Raw genomic sequence first — 20,507 nt, forward strand, 5'->3', positions numbered from 1 at the left:
GATACCTGCTGCCGCACTCTGGTTAACCCCGAGGTGAAAGAAGGTACGCTGCTTTATTATGAAAGCGGGTAGAGCCGGGATGTGCTCAGTCGTCTTTGCCGACCTTGCGTTCGATGGCTTTTAAGCGTTTGCTCATGTCATCGATGTTCATCACCAGCGCTGCCGTTTTACGCCAGGTTTTGTTGGGTTGCAGCGGGATACCCGATGAGTATACCCCAGGCTCTGTGATGGGACGCATGACCATGCCCATGCCGGTTACCGTCACTTTGTCACAGATTTCCATATGGCCGTTAATGACGCTGGCTCCGCCAATCATACAGTAACGCCCAATCTTCAGACTACCCGCCATGATCACACCACCGGCAACCGCGGTGTTATCACCAATCACGACGTTATGCGCAATCTGACACTGGTTGTCTATGATAACACCATTGCCGATCAGAGTGTTATCCAGCGCACCGCGATCGATCGTGGTACAGGCACCAATTTCTACCCGATCGCCAATCACCACGGTGCCCAGCTGAGGAATTTTCACCCAGTTGCCGCGGTCGTTAGCATAACCGAAACCATCGGCACCAATCACGGTGCCAGACTGAATCAGACAATCCTGACCAATCTGAATTTCATGATAAACCGTAACGTTGGCCCACAGACGGGAACCACGGCCAATGCGCGTGCGCTTGCCGACAAAGCAGCCAGCGCCAATCACCACGTCATCACCCAGCTCAACGCCGGACTCGATGACCGCGTTAGCGCCCACCGAGACATTGTTCCCCAGCTTCGCGCTCGGATCGATCACGGCGCTGGGCGCGATATTTTGCGCGGGCTGCGGCGTGGTGTCCAGCAGTTGTGCCATGCGGGCATAAGTCAGGTAAGGGTTTTTCACCACCAGCGCGGCGGTTTTACACCACTCCAGATCCGCTTCCGTCAGCACCACGGCTGAGGCCTGAACCTGTGCGAGCTGCTCGCGGTAGCGGCTGTTGGCAAGAAAAGTGATTTGACCAGGGGTGGCGGATTGCATAGAAGCAATGCCGGAGATGGCGATATCGCCATCTCCGTGCAATTCTGCATCCAACTGCTGGGCTAAATCAGCCAGTCGAATTGATGACATCGATTATTTAACCTGTTTCAGCACGTCAGCAGTAATGTCTTTCGCGTTAGAAGCATAGGCAACGGCATTGGCGTCGATTACCACGTCATACCCTTCGCTGTCCGCCACTTTCTTCACTGCGTCCTGAATACGGCTCAGCAGTTTGTTACGCTCTTCCATCTGACGACGGCGGTTATCCTGATCGAAAGCCTGCGCTTTCGTCGAGAATGCTTCGCGCTGTGACATGATGTCTTTTTCCATGCGGCTGCGGTCGCTGGCCTTCATGGTTGAACCATCACGCTGCAGTTTCTGCATTTTAGTCTGCAGATCGCGCTCCTGGCTCTGCAGCTCAGTGGCACGGCCCTTGAATTCGTTTTCCAGCTGTTTAGCAACGGTCGCACGTTGCGGTAACTGTTGGAAAATGCTGGACACGTTTACCACTGCAATTTTGTCAGCAGCCTGAACGCCCGCGGAAACCGCTAAAGCAAGACCCAGACCTGCGGCACACAACAACTTTTTCACTATAAACTCCTTACCATCAACGTTTGTGTCAGCGACACAGTGTTGGCATCGTCCGGCTCCCGTCTGGCGCCGGCGCGATGCCGTACTACGACTCTGCTTCCGTGCTCAGAACCTTACCAGGTTTTACCGATGTTAAACTGGAACTGTTCTGCTTTGTCTCCCTCGACTTTCTTCACTGGCTGTGCGTAGGAGAACACCAGTGGTCCAAGTGGCGACATCCACTGCAGCGCAAGACCGGCAGAGACGCGAATGTTGTTCGGGTCGCTGTAGTCCGGAATGCCGGCCGCGCGGGTTTCCGCGGTGTTCTGCCACTTGGTATCCCAGACGGTACCGGCATCCATAAATACCGAGGTACGTACTGAGTTTGCATATTTCTCGCTCAGGAACGGCGTTGGCGTAATCAGCTCAAGGCTGGCGATCGCCATGGCGTTACCGCCCACCGCATCGTCAGACTTACAGATGCCGTCCGGATCGGTCAGATTACAGCTCGACGAGCGATCGTTCAGGTAAGCGGCTTTCGGACCAATGGTGTTGGACTGGAAGCCACGCACGGTGCTGGAACCACCGGCGTAGAAGTTCTCATAGAACGGCATCTCTTTGCCACCGAGTCCGTCACCGTAGCCAACACGGCCACGACCCAGCACCACCCAGGTGCCATCACGGTTCAGCGGCACGTACTGCTGGGTGTCCAGCGTCGCTTTGTAGAACGAGTTATCAGAGCCCGGGATGGTCACTTTACCGTTCAGGTTGGTACGGTTACCGCGCGTCGGGAAGAAACCACGATCGAGCGTGTTGTACGTCCAGCCGTAGTTGAAGGTGAAGTCATCCGCAGAGAAATCACCGTCATCATTCAGCCCCTGATGACGACCCACCGAGTCAAGGTAACGCCACATCGCCACCTGCGGACGCATGTTGGACAGGTCGTTGTGCACATAACCTAAGCCAACGCGCAGCGTGTTGTTTTCGTTAACCGGGAAGCCGAGCGTACCGTCCACACCGTAACTTTTGTTGGTGTAGTCGGAGAGATCAGCATCATCCGCTTTAAAGTCGTTGTAGAAGAGGCGGCCGCCGAGGCTCACACCGTCCACCGTGAAGTACGGATCGGTGAGTGAGAATTCTGCGTAAGTCTGGTAGTCGTTCTTGGTACCGCTGATGCCGACGGTATTACCGGTGCCGAGCCAGTTCTCCTGGGTCACGCCAACCTGGAAGCTGACGCCACTCTCAGTACCGTAACCCACACCAAAGTTGAAGGTACCGGTGTTACGCTCTTTGACTTTGTAAACCACGTCAACCTGGTCTGGCGAGCCCGGAACGCGCTGGGTATCAACGTCCACGGTTTCGAAGTAACCGGTACGGTTCAGGCGCTCTTTGCCCTGATCGACGAGGTCGCTGCCCAGCCATGCGCCTTCCATCTGACGCATTTCGCGGCGCAGTACGGCATCTTTCGAGGTGTCGTTACCTTCAAAACGCACTTTACGCACGTAGTAACGGTTACCGGCATCAACGTTGATGTGCAGCTTAACGGTTTTATCCGCATCGTTGATTTCCGGCTGCGTCACCACACGTGGATAGGCGTAGCCATAACGGCCCAGCAGCTTCTTGATGTCATCTTCCATCTGGGTGACTTTGGTGCCGTTATACAGCTCACCGTTAGGAATCTGCGTCAGGTGCTCAATTTCCGCCGAGTGACCCGCCATGCTACCGTTGACGATCACGCCGGCAATCTTGTACTGATCGCCTTCAGTGATGTTGACGGTGATGTAGATGCCTTTCTTGTCCGGCGTCAGGCTCACCTGCGTGGAATCAATATTGAAACGCGCATAACCGCGATCCAGATAGAAGCTGCGCAGGGTTTCGAGATCGCCCGCCAGCTTCTGCTTCTGGTATTTACGATCGCCCACCACGTTCCACCACGGCACTTCATCGCGCAGCTGGAAGCGGGAGATCAGTTCGTCTGAGCTGAACGCTTTGTTGCCGACAATGTTGATCTGCTGGATCTTGGCCGAGACGCCTTCCTGGAAGACGAATTTCAGATCGACACGGTTACGCGGCAGCGGCGTCGCGATGGCTTTGACGCTGGCGGTATATTTACCGACGCTGTAGTAAAAGTCCTCCAGCCCCTTCTCGATGGAAGAGAGCGTGGTGCGGTCAAGCGCTTCGCCGACGCGCACACCGGAGGCCTCAAGGTTCTCCTTCAGCTGATCCTCTTTCACCGCTTTGTTACCGGAGAAGGTGATGCTGGCAATGGTCGGACGTTCCTTCACCTGAACAATCAGGGTGGTGCCGTCACGCAGAACCTGGACATCTTCAAAGTTACCGGTAGCGAACAGTGAGCGAATGGTGTTTCTGATGTCATCATCATTCACCGTATCACCGACGCGTACCGGCATGCTGAGCAGAGCCGCGCCGACGGCGACTCGCTGTAGACCTTCGAAATGAATGTCCTTCACTACGAAATCGTCTGCACCGTAAACGGTGGCGCTGCTAAACAGCAGCGACGCTATGAGCAACTTTTTCATCGCCATCGTTGTTATGCGTTTTCCTAACACATCCCGCGCCTGTCTGCGTTCCAGCGATTACAGGCGAGAGAAATCATTGAAAAGTGCAAGCCCCATTAAAAGCACCAGCAAAATTGAGCCGATGCGATAACTGAAGTCCTGAACTCGCTCGGACACCGGTCCACCTTTGATCTTTTCGATCGCCAGAAAGAGCAGATGTCCACCATCTAAAACCGGCAGAGGGAACAGATTGATGATCCCTAAGTTGACGCTAATCAGCGCGAGGAACATCAGGTAATAAATCACCCCATATTCAGCTGATAATCCGGCACCCTGCGCAATCGAAATTGGCCCGCTCAGGTTATTCAGCTTGACGTCCCCGGTTATCAACTTGCCCAGCATCGAAACCGTCAGCTTCATCAGTTGCCAGGTTTTGACACCGGCTTCACCAATCGCGGCGAAAGGTCCGTACTGTTTTACCGTTTTGTACTCATCCGGCAGCGGGATAACACGCGGGATCACCCCGGCAAAACCTTCCGCTGCGTTGCCCGGTTTCGCTTCCGGCGTTAGCGTCAGCGTTAACGGTTCACCGTTACGCTCAACCTCCAGCGCCATGTTTTTGCCGGGATTATCCCGAACCTGAGCCGCAAAAACCTGCCATTGCGTTAATGGCTGACCATCGACTTTAACGATCCTGTCGCCGGCTTGCAAACCGGCAGCACTTGCCGGTGAACGCGCCTGCACTTCTGCCAGCGTGGTTTCGATTTGCGGCCCGCGCGGTCGAATGCCTAAAGCGACCACCGGGTCCTGTTTGTCCGGTTCAAATTGCCAGTCACGCAGATTGAGCTGCTTCTGCTGCGTCGCCTGCTGACCAAACTGTGACACGGTCAGCGTGGCACTGCTGTCGCCGATTTTACCAATCAGCGCCAGGCGCACAGCATCCCAGTCAGGCGTTTCGATACCGTCAACCGCTTTAAGTTCCATGCCGGAGGTAATTTGCGCTTCTGCCGCGACGGAACCGCTCATAATTTCGCCGACCACCGGGCGAACACCCGGCACACCATGGATGAACACCACCCAGTAGGCAAATACGGCAAAGATGAAATTGGCGATGGGACCGGCGGCAATGATTGAGGCACGCTGCAGCACGGTTTTATTGTTGAAGGCCTGATGACGCAGCTCAGCGGGCACGCTCTCTACGCGCTCGTCGAGCATTTTGACGTAGCCACCGAGCGGAATCAGCGCGATCACGTATTCCGTGCCCTGGCGGTCAGTGCGACGCCACAGGGCTTTGCCGAAACCGATCGAGAAGCGTTCTACTTTGACACCGCAGCGACGCGCCACCCAGAAGTGGCCGAACTCGTGCACCGTAATCAGCACGCCGAGCGCCACGATAAAGGCGACAAAACTCCAGAGTATGCTCAACATCGTCGCTTATCCTCAGAGGGTGCGGAACACCAGCAGCAGCAGGCAGGCAAATACCGGCACCGCGGCTGTCAGGCTATCAATGCGATCGAGGATACCACCGTGCCCCGGAATCAGGTTACCGCTGTCTTTGATACCGGCTTCACGTTTGAACATACTTTCCGTGAGATCGCCCAGCACGGAGGCCAGCGTGGCAATCACGGCGCAGATAATCAGCGTGCCCGGCGCCACCGACAGCGGGGCCAGCAGCGCAAACAGCCAGGCGATAATCGCCGATGACAGCAGTCCGCCAAAGAATCCTTCCCAGGTTTTGCCCGGTGAGACTTTCGGCGCCAGCTTATGTTTGCCGAACAGACGACCAAACATGTAAGCACCGGAATCCGCGCCCCAGACGAGGAACATCACGAACAGCAGCCACCAGGCGCCGGCGAAATGGTCGGTGTCATAGTGATACTGGCGCAGCGCCATCATGCCCCAGAAGAACGGCACCACGGTCAGCACGCCAAACAGCAGGCGCAGCGGACGCGATGCGCGCCACAGCGCAGCGGAGGCCGGATAAAACAGCACGAGAAACAGCGCGACAATCCACCAGCCCAGCGAGGCCCAGAGCGAGCTCTCCATCTGGAACTGGTGCAGATTACGTTGATAGGGTTGCAGGGTGAACAGCATCACCGCCAGCAGCAGGCCGCATAGCACCGCCAGCCAGATACGCTGCTGACGCGTTGCCATCCCCGCCAGCTGCCCCCACTCCCAGGCGGCAAGCATGCAGATGATGATGGTGGTAATCGCAAAACCGGACAGCGGCAACCAAAACAGAGCAGCGATCACCAGCGGAATCAGAATAAACGCGGTGATCAGACGAGACTTCAGCAAAGGTTACCCCCAGGTTGCTCAGGCGCCGCCTGGTGCAGCGCCGCCATAGCGTCGCTCCCGCAGAGAGAATGCATTCAGTGCACCTTCAAAAACGTGTTCATCAAAATCAGGCCAGAGAACATCGGTAAACCAAAACTCAGCATAGGCGATCTGCCACAGCAGGAAGTTGCTGATCCGATGCTCTCCCCCGGTCCTTATCACTAAATCCACCGGCGCCAGCTCCTGCATACACAGATGCGGAGCCAGACTTTCTTCAGTTATCTGGTCAGGACGTAGCAGTCCTTCCTGAACCTGTTCAGCCAGTTTTTTTACACCCTGGATAATATCCCAACGGCCACCATAGTTGGCAGCAATGTTGAGGGTGAGTCCATCATTTTGCTGAGTCAGTTCCTCGGCGCGGCGAATGCGTTCCTGAATGCGGTTATTGAAACGGCTGATATCACCAATAATGCGCAGACGCACATTGTGCTTGTGCAGGCTTTTGACTTCGCTGTCGAGCGCCCAGACAAACAATTCCATTAAGGCCGTCACTTCCTGTACCGGTCGGCTCCAGTTTTCACTGCTGAACGCATAGAGCGTGAGCGCTTCCAGCTTGTTGCTGACCGCAAAGCTGACGGCCCGGCGTACTGATTTTACCCCGGCTTTGTGGCCTGAAATACGCAGTTTGCCCTGATTTTTTGCCCAGCGACCATTACCATCCATAATGATGGCCACGTGACGTGGCGTGCAGTACGACCCGTCATCGATTGTATTGTGATTGTTGGACGACATAACGCGTAATAATTCCTTTCATCAGAAATGCTGTGGTTTCTGAATACATTGCGCCTGCGGCAAACGCCGGTAACCTCACCGGATGACATCGAAACAATGTCGGGCCGTAAAACGCGAGCGAGCGACTATACCATTTTCACCCTGAGCGAACAAATAGCGCCACCATCAACCGGCTAAACGAAAGCGCGGCAGCAACGCCGTGGCCCGCACGCGTGCGATCCGATCAATCTCCATCACGTCATCCACGCTGCCCGGCTCCTGACACTGCAGGGTTGCCAGCACTTCACTGTTGATGGCCGCGATATCGGTAAAGCGAATCTGATGCTGCAGAAATGCCGCTACCGCGACTTCATTGGCTGCGTTCAGCGTGGTGGTGGCCGCCTGTCCGGTTGCGCATGCATCGATTGCCAGCTTCAGGCAGGGATAGCGTGCGTAGTCCGGCTCAGCAAACGTCAGCGCCTTCATTCGGGTGAAATCAAGCGGCGTTACGCCTGCGGTAATACGTGCCGGCCAGGCCATGCTGTGGGCGATTGGCGTGCGCATATCGGGTGAACCCAGCTGTGCCAGCACGCTACCGTCGCAGTATCGCACCATGGAGTGAATCACCGACTGCGGATGCAGGATGACCTCCATTTGTGCGTCGGTGGCGTTAAACAGCCAGCGGGCTTCAATGTATTCAAGACCTTTATTCATCATGGTGGCCGAATCAACGGAGATTTTACGCCCCATTGACCAGTTCGGATGCGCACAGGCCTGGTCTGGCGACATAGCGGCCAGCTCGGCTAATGGCGTGTCACGAAAAGGACCACCCGATCCCGTAAGGAGAATCGACTCGATGCCATTCTCCCGCAGATCAGCGTACCCCAACTGATGCTGTATGGAAGCGGGCAAACTCTGAAAAATGGCGTTGTGCTCGCTGTCGACCGGCAGCAGCTGCGCCTGATGCTGGCGTACCGCCTCCATAAACAAACGGCCGCATGTGACAAGCGATTCTTTATTGGCAAGCAGGACGGTTTTGCCGGCGCGAATGGCGGCCAGCGTCGGTTGTAAACCGGAAGCGCCCACAATGGCGGCCATCACCTGATCGACCTCATCCAGTGCGGCCAGTTCGCAGGCGGCCTGAACGCCGGAGAGCACTTCCGTATCGATGTTGAGTGCTTTCAGTCGTTCACGCAGCGCCGCAGCGGAAGCGTCGTCGGACATCGCCGCATAGCGCGGTTTAAATTGCTGACACTGTTCGGCCATCAGCGCCACATTCTGACCAGCCACCAGCGCAGTTACCTGATAGCGCTCAGGATGCGCCGCCACTACCGCCAGCGTGCTGGTGCCAATTGAGCCGGTCGAACCCAGCAGAGTTAATCGCTTCATGGTGCTGTCCCTGTGAAGTCGTGGTGCGCGCCCGCGCGTACGCCGGGCACAATGTAAAACGCCGCCAGAGTCGTACTACGTCTCTGAACGGCGTTTTGTCAGGCAAATGACGGAATCAGAATTCCATCAGTTCCTTCTCTTTCTCGGCCAGCGCCGCATCAACGTGTTTGATGCGAACGTCGGTCATTTTCTGGATCTCGTCCTGCGAGCGACGTTCGTCGTCTTCGCTGATCTCTTTGTCTTTCAGCAGCGCCTTGATCTTGTCGTTCGCGTCACGGCGCACGTTGCGCACGGAAACACGACCCTGCTCGGCTTCGCCACGCACAACCTTGATCAGATCTTTACGACGCTCTTCGGTCAGCGCAGGCAGTGGAACACGAATGTCGCTACCGGCTGAGCTTGGGTTGAGGCCGAGGTCAGAAGCCATGATGGCTTTCTCGACTGCCGGACCCATTGAGCGATCGAACACGTTGATTTTCAGCGTGCGTGAATCTTCAACGGTGACGCTGGCCAGCTGACGCAGCGGCGTTGGCGTACCGTAATATTCCACAACGATGCCGTCGAGCAATGAAGGCGAAGCACGACCGGTGCGCACTTTGCTGATGGTGTTTTTGAATGCTTCCACGCATTTGTCCATGCGCGTTTCAGCATCTTTTTTAATATCGTTAATCACGTTGAAACCCTTGGATTCGGTTTGACCTGGCCACTTCCGGACGCAGCGGAACGGAAACGGTATCGATAAACATCGATCATCCTGAATGCTGCGCGACAGCAGTGCAGCGCGCCAACAGAATATACCTTATTTTATCCTGCGTCGGGTATTAATGCGTAATCAGGGTGCCTTCTTTTTCACCCATCACCACGCGACGCAGCGCGCCAGGCTTGTTCATATTGAAGACGCGGATCGGCAGTTGATGGTCGCGCGCCAGCGTAAAGGCGGCCAGATCCATCACTTTCAGCTCTTTTTCCAGCACTTCACCGTAGGTCAGCTGTTCGTACAGCGTGGCATCCGGATTTTTCACCGGGTCGGCTGAGTAGACGCCGTCGACCTTGGTGGCTTTCAGTACCACGTCCGCTTCGATTTCGATGCCGCGCAGGCAGGCCGCTGAGTCGGTGGTAAAGAACGGGTTGCCGGTACCGGCAGAGAAGATCACCACGCGGTTATTGCGCAGCAGGCTGATGGCTTCTGCCCAGCTGTAGTTATCACACACGCCGTTCAGCGGAATCGCCGACATCAGGCGCGCGTTAACGTACGCACGATGCAGTGCGTCACGCATTGCCAGGCCGTTCATCACGGTCGCCAGCATCCCCATGTGGTCGCCGACCACGCGGTTCATGCCTGCCTGCGCCAGACCCGCGCCACGGAACAGGTTACCGCCACCAATTACCACACCCACCTGAATGCCCAGCTCAACCAGCTCTTTCACCTCTTGCGCCATACGGTCAAGCACGCTCGCGTCGATACCAAAACCTTCGGCACCCTGCAGTGCTTCGCCGCTCAGTTTCAGTAAGATACGTTGATATACAGGTTTTGCGTTGGTCGCCATGGTCAATTCTTCCTGGAAGATAAGATGAATGAGAAGTTAAATCTGATCGATCATCCGCTTAGCGCGTGAGAAAAGCTATTGGGATGAGACTGAAAATTGCTGCGCCAAAACGCAGACAAAAAAGAACCGCCTCTCGGCGGTTCCTGCAAACCATTAAGACTGTTTGGACATGGCAGCAACTTCGGCTGCAAAGTCAGATTCGACTTTCTCAATGCCTTCGCCCACTTCGAAGCGGATGAAGTTGATCACGTCAGCGCCTTTCTCTTTCAGCGCCTGGCCAACAGTTTTGCTCGGATCGATAACGAAAGCCTGACCGGTCAGAGAGACTTCGCCGGTGAATTTCTTCATGCGGCCTTCAACCATCTTCTCAGCAATCTCTTTTGGCTTGCCAGACTGCATCGCGATGTCCAGCTGAACCTGGTACTCTTTCTCAACCACGTCAGCAGAAACGTCTTCTGGCTTCACGAACTCTGGCTTGCTGGCAGCAACGTGCATAGCAATCTGCTTGCTCAGCTCTTCATCAGCACCGGTGGTAGAAACCAGTACGCCGATACGTGCGCCGTGCAGATAGCCGTTCAGCTCAGCACCTTCGAGGACAGCAACACGACGGATGTTGATGTTCTCACCGATTTTCGCAACCAGTGCCACGCGCTCTTCTTCGAACTGCGCTTTCAGAACTTCCACATCAGTCACTTTACCGGCAGCAGCAGCGTCCAGCACTTTGTCAGCAAAGGCCTGGAAACCGGCATCTTTTGCCACGAAGTCAGTCTGGCAGTTCACTTCCAGAATCACGGCGTAGCCGTCAGCGATTTTGGTTTTGATCACGCCGTCAGCAGCCACGTTGCCTGCTTTCTTAGCAGCTTTGATCGCACCAGACTTACGCATGTTCTCGATCGCCAGCTCAATGTCGCCGTTCGCTTCGGTCAGCGCTTTTTTGCAGTCCATCATGCCTGCGCCAGTACGCTCGCGCAGTTCTTTTACCAGTGCAGCGGTAATTTCAGCCATTCCAGAATCCTCGATTCGTCTCGCAGTGCTTTCACACTGTCAGAAACTTGTTGCGGAAAATTTACTTGCCCCGCCAGCCCGAACAGGGTGCGTGACTAAGTGAGATAAATAAAGGGGCCTTCACGGCCCCTTAACAGATCACATCTGATGTCTAAGGGCTCTCAGAAAGAGCGAACCTTATTAAGCTTCAGCAGCTTCTTCAGCCTGCTCAGCCAGGTCCTGTGAACGGCCTTCGCGCACGGTAGTGGCAACGGCAGTCAGGTACAGGCTTACAGCACGGATCGCATCGTCGTTACCTGGGATAACGAAATCAACGCCGTCTGGATCAGAGTTAGTATCAACGATAGCAAATACCGGGATACCCAGGTTGTTTGCTTCTTTGATTGCGATGTGTTCGTGGTCAGCGTCAACAACGAACAGTGCATCCGGCAGACCGCCCATATCTTTGATACCGCCCAGGCTGTTTTCCAGCTTGGCCAGCTCACGAGCACGCATCAGTGCTTCTTTCTTGGTCAGTTTGTCGAAAGTACCGTCCTGAGACTGAGTTTCCAGATCTTTCAGGCGTTTGATTGACTGACGAACGGTTTTCCAGTTGGTCAGCATACCACCCAGCCAGCGGTGGTTAACGAAGAACTGGTCGCAGCTCAGTGCAGACTCTTTTACCGCTTCGGCAGCAGCGCGCTTGGTACCAACAAACAGAATCTTACCTTTACGGGAAGAGATCTTGTTCAGCTCAGCCAGGGCTTCGTTGAACATTGGTACGGTTTTCTCAAGGTTGATGATGTGAACTTTGTTACGCGCACCGAAAATGAATGGCTTCATTTTTGGGTTCCAGTAACGGGTCTGGTGACCGAAGTGAACACCAGCCTTGAGCATGTCGCGCATGGAAACAGTTGCCATGATTACCTCTAAAAGTTTGTTTGGGGTTGGGCCTCCATGTATCCCATACAACCGACCTCTTACGAGGCACCCCGGCGTACGTGTCGATACATGTGTGTTTTAGTACACATAATGAGATTTATGCGTTTCCTGCCCTCTCATACGAGGTGACAGAGAATCGTCGGCGCGCTTTATACCACAATGCGCAGGAATACGCCAACAGTTGTTAGCATGAGCGGCAGGCTGTAATCCCGATTTGGCAGCCCATTTGCTGACTGCTAACATGACTGCCACAGAACTCATTATTGTCGAAAATTGCGGCGATTGCGGATTATTTAATGGCCATTTCAATCAAAACCCCAGAAGAAATCGAAAAAATGCGCGTGGCGGGCCGTCTGGCTGCAGAAGTGCTGGAGATGATCGCTCCACACGTCGTGCCGGGCGTCACCACCGGCGAGCTTGACCGTCTGTGCCACCAGCACATCACCGAAAAGCAGCAGGCCATTTCAGCCTGTCTCGGCTACCACGGCTTCCCGAAATCGGTGTGTATTTCGGTCAACGAAGTGGTATGTCACGGTATTCCCAGCGACGATCGCGTGCTGAAAGACGGGGATATCGTTAACGTCGACGTCACGGTGATCAAAGATGAGTACCATGGCGATACGTCAAAGATGTTCATCGTCGGCAAACCGACGATTCAGGGTGAGCGCCTGTGCCGGGTTACGCAGGAGAGCCTGTACATTGCGCTGCGTCTGGTGAAGCCGGGCATTCGCCTGCGTGAACTGGGCCGGGCGATTCAGAAATACGTGGAAGCACAGGATTTTTCCGTGGTTCGCGAGTATTGCGGACACGGCATCGGTAAAGGCTTCCATGAAGAGCCGCAGGTGCTGCATTACGATGCCGACGACAGCGGCGTGGTGCTGCAGGCTGGCATGACATTTACCGTCGAACCGATGGTAAACGCCGGTGATTATCGCATCCGCACCATGAAAGATGGCTGGACGGTGAAAACCAAAGATCGCAGCTTGTCCGCACAGTATGAGCATACTATTGTGGTGACGGAAAACGGCTGTGAAATCCTGACGCTGCGCGCCGACGACACTATTCCAGCGGTGCTGGAAAACAACGCGTAACGCTCGTCATCAGGATAACAGGCCGGCTCAAAACGAACGCCTGTCAGTTTAGGTTCACCCATCCCTGCACCTCCCGTAGCGGCGCCATCAGTTGCGCGTTAACCCGCGCCGCTACTGCGGTGATGTCACGGACGGTGGCTAACTGAACGGCATCACGGCGTTAAGCCCGCTTTTTATGGCGCAGAAGAGGCATGTTGATGAGTGGTAGCGTGACCGAAGCAGTACACAAAGGCCTGACCGATTCCCCCGCCAGCTGGCCAGACGACGCGCTGACGCGCGACAAACTCAAACAGTATCTTGAACAGTTCCAGCAGCATCTGGGCAGCGCTTTTGACGCCGGCAGCGATATTGAATCACTGATTGATGCGCGCACGCTGTTTATCGATCGCCTGCTGCGCCGGCTATGGCGACTGTTTGGCTTTGACCAGATGAAAGAGATTGCGCTGGTGGCGGTGGGCGGCTATGGCCGCGGTGAGCTGCATCCGCTGTCGGACATCGACGTGCTGATCCTGAGCCGTCAGCCACTGGACGAAGCTGCCGCGCAGCGCACCTCAGAATTGCTGACGCTGATGTGGGATCTCAAGCTGGAGGTCGGCCACAGCGTACGCACGCTGGAAGAGTGTCTGCTGGAGGGCTTGTCGGATCTAACCGTCGCCACCAACCTGATTGAGTCGCGCATGCTGACCGGCGACGTGGCGCTGTTTCTCGAACTGCAAAAGAATATCTTCAGCGACGGTTTCTGGCCGTCGTCACGCTTCTTCGCCGCCAAAATTGAGGAGCAGCTGGAACGCCATCAGCGCTATCACGGCACCAGCTACAACCTCGAACCGGATATCAAAAGCAGCCCGGGCGGGCTGCGCGACATTCATACTCTGCAGTGGGTCGCGCGCCGCCACTTTGGCGCCACCACCATGGATGAGATGGTCGGCTTTGGCTTTCTCACTGAAGCCGAACGCAATGAGATCAATGAGTGCCAGGAATTTCTCTGGCGCATCCGTTTCGCGCTGCACCTGACGCTGCCGCGCTACGATAACCGCTTACTGTTCGATCGCCAGCTCAACGTGGCGCAGCGCCTCAACTATGGTGGCGAAGGCAATGAGCCGGTTGAGCGTATGATGAAGGATTTCTATCGCGTCACGCGCCGTATCGGCGAGCTAAACCAGATGCTGCTGCAGCTATTTGACGAAGCCATTCTGGCGCTGTCGACCACCGAGAAGCCGCGCAGCATCGATGAGGATTTTCAGCTGCGCGGTAATCTGATCGACCTGCGCGATCCCACGCTGTTTGAGCGCGAGCCGCAGGCGATTCTGCGCATGTTTTACGTGATGGTGCGTAACGAAACCATCACCGGCATCTATTCCACCACGCTGCGCCAGCTGCGCTACGCCCGCCGTCATCTGCAACAGCCGCTGTGTCAGATCCCCGAAGCGCGCCGCACCTTTATGGCGATTCTGCGCCATCCAGGCGCGGTAAAGCGCGCGCTGCTGCCGATGCATCGCCACAGCGTACTGTGGGCTTATACGCCGCTGTGGGGCAATATTGTCGGCCAGATGCAGTTCGACCTGTTTCACGCCTACACCGTGGATGAGCACACCATCCGCGTGTTGCAGAAGCTGGAAAGTTTTGCCGACGAAGCCACGCGCCCGATGCACCCGCTGTGCGTCGAGCTGTGGCCGCGCCTGCCACAGCCGGAGCTGCTGCTGATGGCCGCGCTGCTGCACGATATCGCCAAAGGGCGCGGCGGCGACCACTCGATTCTTGGCGCGCAGGACGCGCTGGACTTTGCTGAGCTGCACGGCCTCAATTCGCGCGAAATGCAGCTGGTGGCGTGGCTGGTGCGTCATCACCTGCTGATGTCGGTGACTGCTCAGCGTCGCGACATTCAGGACCCCACGGTGATTCAGCAGTTTGCTGAAGTGATGCAAAATGAAAACCGGCTGCGCTATCTGGCCTGCCTGACGGTTGCCGACATCTGTGCCACCAATGAAAGCCTGTGGAACAGCTGGAAACAGAGCCTGCTACGTGAGCTGTTCTTCGCCACCGAAAAACAGCTGCGCCGCGGTATGGAGAACAGCCCGGATCTGCGCGAGCGCGTGCGTCATCACCGGCTGCAGGCGCTGGCGCTACTGCGCATGGAAAATCTCAACGAAGAGCGCCTGCACCATATCTGGAGCCGCTGCCGCGCCGACTACTTCCTGCGCCATACGCCCAACCAGCTGGCGTGGCACGCGCGGCATCTGATCAATCATGACCTCAGCAAACCGCTGGTGCTGGTGAGCCCGCAGGCCACGCGCGGCGGCACCGAGATCTTCATCTGGAGCCCGGATCGCCCTTACCTGTTTGCCGCCGTAGCCGGAGAACTCGATCGCCGTAATCTGAGCGTGCACGATGCGCAGATCTTTACCAGCCGCGACGGCATGGCCATGGACACCTTTATTGTGCTGGAGCCGGACGGCAGTCCGCTGGCAGCGGATCGCCATCCGCTGATTATTCAGGCGCTGGAGCAGGCGATCACGCAAACGCAGTGGGTGCCACCGCGTACGCGCCGGCCGTCGTCACGTCTGAAACACTTCAGCGTCGATACCGAAGTCAACTTTTTGCCCACCCATACCGACCGCCGCAGCTATCTGGAGCTGGTGGCGCTGGACCAGCCAGGTTTGCTGGCGCGCGTCGGCGAAGTGTTTGCTGACCTCGGTGTTTCGCTGCACGGCGCCCGCATCAGTACCATCGGCGAACGGGTGGAGGATTTGTTCATCCTTGCCAACAGCGAACGACGTGCGCTGGATGCCGAAATGCGCTCCGTGCTGCAACAACGGTTGACAGAGGTACTTAATCCAAACGATAAAATGTGACCCGGCTTACATTCTTCACGTTGCCGATGCATTGGCCTGGTGACCCGGCCCATCCGTGGATCTCGCTCCGATAGGCGCGCCACCGTTCTGCAGCATGAAGGATGTTTGCCCGATAATTTTACTCTGCACGCCAGCTGGCGTGCATCCGCAATGACAGACTCAGGAATTAAATATGCAACAGTTACAGAGCGTTATCGAATCTGCCTTTGAACGCCGCGCCGACATTACGCCGACCAGCGTAGACAGCGCCACCCGTGAAGCGATCAACCAGGTGATTGGCCTGCTGGACAGCGGTGAACTGCGCGTGTCAGAAAAGATCAACGGCGAATGGGTAACGCATCAGTGGCTGAAAAAAGCGGTACTGCTGTCGTTCCGTATCAACGACAATCAGGTGATCGACGGGGCAGAAACCCGCTTCTACGACAAAGTGCCGATGAAATTTGCCGGCTGGGATGAAGCGCGCTTTAAAAGCGCCGGCTTCCGCGTCGTGCCACCGGCCGCAGTGCGTCAGGGTGCATTCATTGCGCGCAATACCGTGCTGATGCCGTCCTATGTCAACATCGGTGCGTATGTCGATGAAGGCACCATGGTAGACACCTGGGCCACCGTCGGCTCCTGTGCGCAGATTGGTAAAAACGTGCACCTGTCCGGCGGCGTCGGCATCGGCGGCGTACTGGAACCACTGCAGGCTAATCCAACCATCATCGAAGATAACTGCTTTATCGGTGCCCGTTCCGAGATCGTTGAAGGCGTGATCGTCGAAGAAGGCTCAGTGATCTCTATGGGCGTTTACATCGGCCAGAGCACCAAAATTTATGACCGTGAGACCGGTGAAGTGCACTACGGTCGCGTACCGGCAGGTTCGGTGGTGGTTTCCGGTAATCTGCCGTCTAAAGATGGCAGCTACAGCCTGTACTGTGCGGTAATCGTGAAGAAAGTCGACGCGAAAACGCTGGCAAAAACCGGCATCAACGAACTGCTGCGTACCATCGATTAAGTTTTTTCTTCCCGCCTATTTTTATGCCCACGGGCCTGTATTCAGGCCCGTCATTTTTTCTTTACACTCCTGCCGCTATTACCTGTTTCGCGCCGCGAATTAACAGGTGCGTTTGTTTTTCAAACAGGTCATAATCCGCGCCAGTTAACTCCGGTCGCGCACTGTTCATCCCGGTTTTTGTGTCTACAGTTGATTAAGTATGCCGTAAGCGTTCGGTTCGTTGCGCTTATTACGCAGCCGAATGATGATGATAATCCTGCGCGCTCACTCACTCTCAGATGGAATATAAACGCTATGTACGACAACCTGAAAAGCTTAGGTATCAGCAATCCTGAAGACATTGACCGCTACAGCCTGCGTCAGGAAGCCAACAACGACATCCTGAAAATCTACTTCCGCAAAGACAAGGGCGAGTTCTTCGCCAAAAGCGTGAAGTTTAAATACCCGCGTCAGCGCAAAACCGTGGTGGCCGATCACACCACCCAGGGTTATAAAGAGATTCAGGAAATCAGCCCTAATCTGCGTTACGTGATCGACGAACTGGATCAGATCTGCCAGCGCGATCAGGTAGAAGTGGATCTGAAGCGCAAAATCCTCGCCGATCTGCGCCATCTGGAGAACGTGGTGTCGAACAAAATCGCGGAAATCGAATCCGATCTCGATCAGCTGACCCGCAACGGTCGCTAATTCCCGCCACTTCTCAGGCCAGCCATTGCTGGCCTTTTTTATGCCTGCTCATCAAGCTGCAGCGCCACATACAGCAGCAGCCGATCGTCAAAGTTCGCCAGGTTGAGGCCGGTCAGTTCCGAGATGCGGTTCAGGCGGTACTCCAGCGTATTACGATGAATAAACAGCGCACGCGCTGTGGCGCTCGGCTGCACGTTATGACTGAACCACGCAACCAGCGTGCGCCGCAGCAAACCGTTATTGTCCATACTTTTCAGCTTTGCCAGCGGACGTGCCAGCTCGCTGGCCTGCCAGCCGCCGCGCAGGCTATCCAGGAGTACAGGCAGCACCAGATCCTGATAGAAGAAGCTCCGCTGCTGCGGCATGCGCTGTTTGCCCACCATCATGGTGGTGCGGGCGGTGCGATAAGAGCGCGCAATGCTGCCGGGCCCGGTAAAGAAATTGCCGAGCGCGATGCGCATCCGCACCTGACCGCTCTCTTTCATGCGCTGCAGCAATTGATCGACGCGGCGGCGATGATCGTCCTGATCGTAACGGCCATGGGCATTCAGCGCTGGCTTCAGCACCACCATTTCGGTGAGCGAAACAATGGCGATCAGGTTGTCGCGATCGGGCGTGGTCAGCAGCGTCTGTAATTGCTGCAGCTCCGACATCGCGCTATCGACCCCCAGCTGTCCGCTGTCCACTTCCACCACCGCCACCACGCGCGGCTGATTGAGATCGATGCCCAGTCGCTGCGCCCATTCGTTCAGCGCTGGCGACAGCGTATCGCTGCGGATCAGGTTCAGCACCAGCTCCTCACGCAGGCGGCTGTCCTGCGCCAGCATATGCAGCAGGCGCGCCTGTTCCAGCATCATCTCTGCCGTCATGCACACCAGCTCGCCGTAATGGCGTAACGTGCTGGGCTGGCCGGTGAGGCCAATCACGCCGACGATGTCGCCGTCAATGCGCAGCGGTAAATTGATGCCCGGCCGCACGCCGTGCAGGTGTTTAGCCACCGCTTCGTCAATATCAACCACCCTGCCCTGTGACAGCACCAGCAGCGCGCCCTCGTGCAATTCGCCAATACGCTCGCGATCGCCACTGCCAATAATGCGGCCGCGCGCATCCATCACATTGACATTGCTATCGATAATTTTCATGGTGCGGGCAACGATATCCTGAGCCAGTCGCGCATCAAGATGATAGGTGGCCATCAAACACTCCAGAATTCGGGACGAACCGACAGAATACGCATCCCGATTGCCCCTGGCATTGTGCAACTGCACATAGCCGCAGGGCGATTACCGGAATTGCGGCAGCGGTCACACTGGGAAGGCACAGATGACTGGGGCGCAGCAGCATACAGGCAATAAAAAAGGCGAGCCGAAGCTCGCCTGAGAGACCAATACAAGGATTACTGCATCAGCAGATAGAGGCTGCTGTCGCCGCGCTTGACGTTGAGCGCCAGCACCGACGGTTTGGTGTCGAGGATTTTACGCAGCTCGCCAAGGTTGCTTACCGCCTGCTGGTTCACACCGAGGATCACATCGCCTTTCTTCAGGCCGATACGTGCCGCTGCGCTGCCGGCTTTCACGCTGTCAACGCGCACGCCCTTCTGGCCGTTGCTGTCGACGTTGCTGAGATCGGCGCCTTCAATGCCGGTGTAAATCGTCGCGGACTGCACTTTATCCTGTGAGCTCTGCTGCAGCTCAACCGTCACGTTGAGCGGTTTGCCGTCGCGCAGCAGGCCCAGCTGCAGTTTGGTGCCGACCGGCAGCGAGCCGACTTCCGCACGCAGCGCCGCAAAGCTGGTCAGCGCTTTACCGTTCATAGAGACCACCACATCGCCCGCTTTCACGCCGGCTTTCGCCGCCGCGGAGTTTGGCAGCACCTGGCTGACAAAGGCGCCGCGCTGCGCATCCACTTTCATCGCTTTAGCCAGCTCGGAGTTGAGCTCGGTGCCCATAATGCCCAGCTCGCCGCGTTTCACCTGGCCATACTCCACCATCTGCGCGGTCAGGTTTTTCACCATGGAACTCGGGATGGCAAAGCCGATACCGATGTTGCCACCGTCCGGTGCGAGGATCGCGGTGTTAATACCGATCAGCTCGCCGTTCAGGTTAACCAGCGCACCGCCGGAGTTGCCGCGGTTGATGGCGGCATCGGTCTGGATAAAGTTTTCGTAATTTTCGACGTTAAGGCCGCTGCGCCCCAGCGCCGAGACGATGCCGGACGTGACCGTTTCGCCCAGGCCGTACGGGTTACCGATGGCCACGGTGTAATCACCGACGCGCAGATTGTCGGAGTCTGCGATCTTAATTGCCGTCAGGTTTTTCGCATCCTGCAGCTGGATCAGCGCGATGTCAGACTGCGGATCTTTGCCGATGACCTTAGCATCGTAGCGACGGCCATCGCTCAGCTGTACCTGAATTTTGGTGGCGTTATCTACCACGTGGTTGTTGGTAACCACATAGCCTTTGTCGGCGTTGATGATTACCCCAGAACCCAGCGCGCGGAACTGCTGCTTCTGCGCGTTGGCGCCATCGTCGCTACCGTCACCGCCGCCGCCCTGGCACATGGGTGAACCCTGGAACGGCGATCCGTCCTGACAGAACGGGGAATTATCGCCAAAGAATTGCTGGAACTGCTGCGGCATGCGCGGGGTTTTCACCGTGGTGCTGCCTTCCACGCTGATACTGACCACGGAAGGCATCACTTTTTCCAGCATGGGTGCCAGGCTGGGCAATTGCTGACTGGAGGAAGACGCTGTCTCCGCCGCGAAAACACTGACAGGGCTTAACGCCATGCCCAGACTAAGCGCCAGCGCACTTAACATTAATGTGCTTTTTTTCATTCGTCTGTGTCTCTCTGAAATTAA

General features: G+C 56.3%; 17 protein-coding genes. 4 read left to right on the forward strand and 13 right to left on the reverse strand.

All coding sequences use genetic code 11. The annotated features are described in order from the left end of the window. Positions 1–85: 85 nt before the first annotated feature. The 11 genes from lpxD to rpsB all read right to left on the reverse strand — a co-directional run bounded on the left by lpxD (position 86) and on the right by rpsB (position 11,999). Positions 86–1,111, reverse strand: coding sequence for a UDP-3-O-(3-hydroxymyristoyl)glucosamine N-acyltransferase (gene lpxD / locus F3J41_RS11315; RefSeq protein ID WP_021507481.1), 1,026 nt, complete (start codon positions 1,109–1,111; stop codon positions 86–88). A gap of 3 nt (positions 1,112–1,114) precedes the next feature. After that, a complete protein-coding gene (gene skp, locus F3J41_RS11320) occupies positions 1,115–1,612 on the reverse strand; it encodes a molecular chaperone Skp (RefSeq protein WP_021507482.1) in 498 nt (165 codons plus the stop codon). A gap of 113 nt (positions 1,613–1,725) precedes the next feature. Beyond that, positions 1,726–4,137 (reverse strand): outer membrane protein assembly factor BamA, encoded by a 2,412-nt coding sequence (gene bamA / locus F3J41_RS11325; RefSeq protein ID WP_021507483.1) that lies wholly within the window; start codon positions 4,135–4,137, stop codon positions 1,726–1,728. A gap of 51 nt (positions 4,138–4,188) precedes the next feature. Continuing rightward, a complete protein-coding gene (gene rseP, locus F3J41_RS11330; protein WP_058759530.1) occupies positions 4,189–5,538 on the reverse strand; it encodes a sigma E protease regulator RseP in 1,350 nt (449 codons plus the stop codon). Positions 5,539–5,550: 12 nt separating this feature from the next. Further along, positions 5,551–6,408: a phosphatidate cytidylyltransferase gene (cdsA, locus tag F3J41_RS11335; protein WP_010616187.1), complete on the reverse strand. Its 858-nt coding sequence runs from the start codon at positions 6,406–6,408 to the stop codon at positions 5,551–5,553. A gap of 18 nt (positions 6,409–6,426) precedes the next feature. Then, on the reverse strand, positions 6,427–7,179 hold the full coding sequence (ispU, locus tag F3J41_RS11340; RefSeq protein WP_058759529.1) for a (2E,6E)-farnesyl-diphosphate-specific ditrans,polycis-undecaprenyl-diphosphate synthase: 753 nt from the start codon (positions 7,177–7,179) through the stop codon (positions 6,427–6,429). A gap of 165 nt (positions 7,180–7,344) precedes the next feature. Next, entirely contained in the window at positions 7,345–8,547 is a 1,203-nt protein-coding gene (gene ispC, locus F3J41_RS11345; RefSeq protein ID WP_058774798.1) for a 1-deoxy-D-xylulose-5-phosphate reductoisomerase, read from the reverse strand. A 115-nt stretch (positions 8,548–8,662) separates the two neighbouring features. Continuing rightward, positions 8,663–9,220: a ribosome recycling factor gene (gene frr, locus F3J41_RS11350; RefSeq protein ID WP_021507488.1), complete on the reverse strand. Its 558-nt coding sequence runs from the start codon at positions 9,218–9,220 to the stop codon at positions 8,663–8,665. Between the two features lie 148 nt (positions 9,221–9,368). Continuing rightward, positions 9,369–10,094: a UMP kinase gene (pyrH, locus tag F3J41_RS11355; RefSeq protein ID WP_010616191.1), complete on the reverse strand. Its 726-nt coding sequence runs from the start codon at positions 10,092–10,094 to the stop codon at positions 9,369–9,371. Between the two features lie 153 nt (positions 10,095–10,247). Continuing rightward, on the reverse strand, positions 10,248–11,099 hold the full coding sequence (tsf, locus tag F3J41_RS11360; RefSeq protein ID WP_058780470.1) for a translation elongation factor Ts: 852 nt from the start codon (positions 11,097–11,099) through the stop codon (positions 10,248–10,250). A 180-nt stretch (positions 11,100–11,279) separates the two neighbouring features. Next, the gene (gene rpsB, locus F3J41_RS11365; RefSeq protein WP_031279692.1) at positions 11,280–11,999 is read right to left on the reverse strand and encodes a 30S ribosomal protein S2; all 720 of its coding nucleotides are present in this window, start codon (positions 11,997–11,999) and stop codon (positions 11,280–11,282) included. 317 nt (positions 12,000–12,316) lie between these two features. Between rpsB and map the strand changes: the two genes are divergently transcribed. The 4 genes from map to F3J41_RS11385 all read left to right on the forward strand — a co-directional run bounded on the left by map (position 12,317) and on the right by F3J41_RS11385 (position 17,647). Beyond that, a complete protein-coding gene (gene map, locus F3J41_RS11370) occupies positions 12,317–13,111 on the forward strand; it encodes a type I methionyl aminopeptidase (protein ID WP_021507491.1) in 795 nt (264 codons plus the stop codon). 197 nt (positions 13,112–13,308) lie between these two features. Continuing rightward, positions 13,309–15,963 (forward strand): bifunctional uridylyltransferase/uridylyl-removing protein GlnD, encoded by a 2,655-nt coding sequence (glnD, locus tag F3J41_RS11375; RefSeq protein WP_021507492.1) that lies wholly within the window; start codon positions 13,309–13,311, stop codon positions 15,961–15,963. Positions 15,964–16,135: 172 nt separating this feature from the next. Further along, a complete protein-coding gene (dapD, locus tag F3J41_RS11380; protein WP_021507493.1) occupies positions 16,136–16,960 on the forward strand; it encodes a 2,3,4,5-tetrahydropyridine-2,6-dicarboxylate N-succinyltransferase in 825 nt (274 codons plus the stop codon). Between the two features lie 294 nt (positions 16,961–17,254). After that, positions 17,255–17,647 (forward strand): DUF3461 family protein, encoded by a 393-nt coding sequence (locus tag F3J41_RS11385; protein WP_010616197.1) that lies wholly within the window; start codon positions 17,255–17,257, stop codon positions 17,645–17,647. Positions 17,648–17,685: 38 nt separating this feature from the next. Here F3J41_RS11385 and F3J41_RS11390 read toward each other — a convergent pair whose 3' ends face one another. Together F3J41_RS11390 and degP are read right to left on the reverse strand one after the other, a co-directional pair. Beyond that, complete coding sequence (locus F3J41_RS11390; protein ID WP_021507495.1) at positions 17,686–18,843, reverse strand: CdaR family transcriptional regulator; 1,158 nt, start codon at positions 18,841–18,843, stop codon at positions 17,686–17,688. A gap of 200 nt (positions 18,844–19,043) precedes the next feature. Then, complete coding sequence (degP, locus tag F3J41_RS11395; protein WP_058759526.1) at positions 19,044–20,483, reverse strand: serine endoprotease DegP; 1,440 nt, start codon at positions 20,481–20,483, stop codon at positions 19,044–19,046. Positions 20,484–20,507: the final 24 nt, after the last annotated feature.

The organism is Pantoea sp. Ap-870 (genome assembly GCF_011752515.1).
Taxonomy (GTDB): domain Bacteria; phylum Pseudomonadota; class Gammaproteobacteria; order Enterobacterales; family Enterobacteriaceae; genus Pantoea; species Pantoea dispersa.

Bases quoted from the DNA above. Each gene is read 5' to 3' on its own strand.
- lpxD (WP_021507481.1), bottom strand. From the start codon at position 1,111: ATGTCATCAATTCGACTGGCTGATTTAGCCCAGCAGTTGGATGCAGAA.
- bamA (WP_021507483.1), bottom strand. From the start codon at position 4,137: ATGGCGATGAAAAAGTTGCTCATAGCGTCGCTGCTGTTTAGCAGCGCC.
- rseP (WP_058759530.1), bottom strand. From the start codon at position 5,538: ATGTTGAGCATACTCTGGAGTTTTGTCGCCTTTATCGTGGCGCTCGGC.
- ispU (WP_058759529.1), bottom strand. From the start codon at position 7,179: ATGTCGTCCAACAATCACAATACAATCGATGACGGGTCGTACTGCACG.
- ispC (WP_058774798.1), bottom strand. From the start codon at position 8,547: ATGAAGCGATTAACTCTGCTGGGTTCGACCGGCTCAATTGGCACCAGC.
- pyrH (WP_010616191.1), bottom strand. From the start codon at position 10,094: ATGGCGACCAACGCAAAACCTGTATATCAACGTATCTTACTGAAACTG.
- tsf (WP_058780470.1), bottom strand. From the start codon at position 11,099: ATGGCTGAAATTACCGCTGCACTGGTAAAAGAACTGCGCGAGCGTACT.
- rpsB (WP_031279692.1), bottom strand. From the start codon at position 11,999: ATGGCAACTGTTTCCATGCGCGACATGCTCAAGGCTGGTGTTCACTTC.
- map (WP_021507491.1), top strand. From the start codon at position 12,317: ATGGCCATTTCAATCAAAACCCCAGAAGAAATCGAAAAAATGCGCGTG.
- glnD (WP_021507492.1), top strand. From the start codon at position 13,309: ATGAGTGGTAGCGTGACCGAAGCAGTACACAAAGGCCTGACCGATTCC.
- dapD (WP_021507493.1), top strand. From the start codon at position 16,136: ATGCAACAGTTACAGAGCGTTATCGAATCTGCCTTTGAACGCCGCGCC.
- F3J41_RS11385 (WP_010616197.1), top strand. From the start codon at position 17,255: ATGTACGACAACCTGAAAAGCTTAGGTATCAGCAATCCTGAAGACATT.
- F3J41_RS11390 (WP_021507495.1), bottom strand. From the start codon at position 18,843: ATGGCCACCTATCATCTTGATGCGCGACTGGCTCAGGATATCGTTGCC.
- degP (WP_058759526.1), bottom strand. From the start codon at position 20,483: ATGAAAAAAAGCACATTAATGTTAAGTGCGCTGGCGCTTAGTCTGGGC.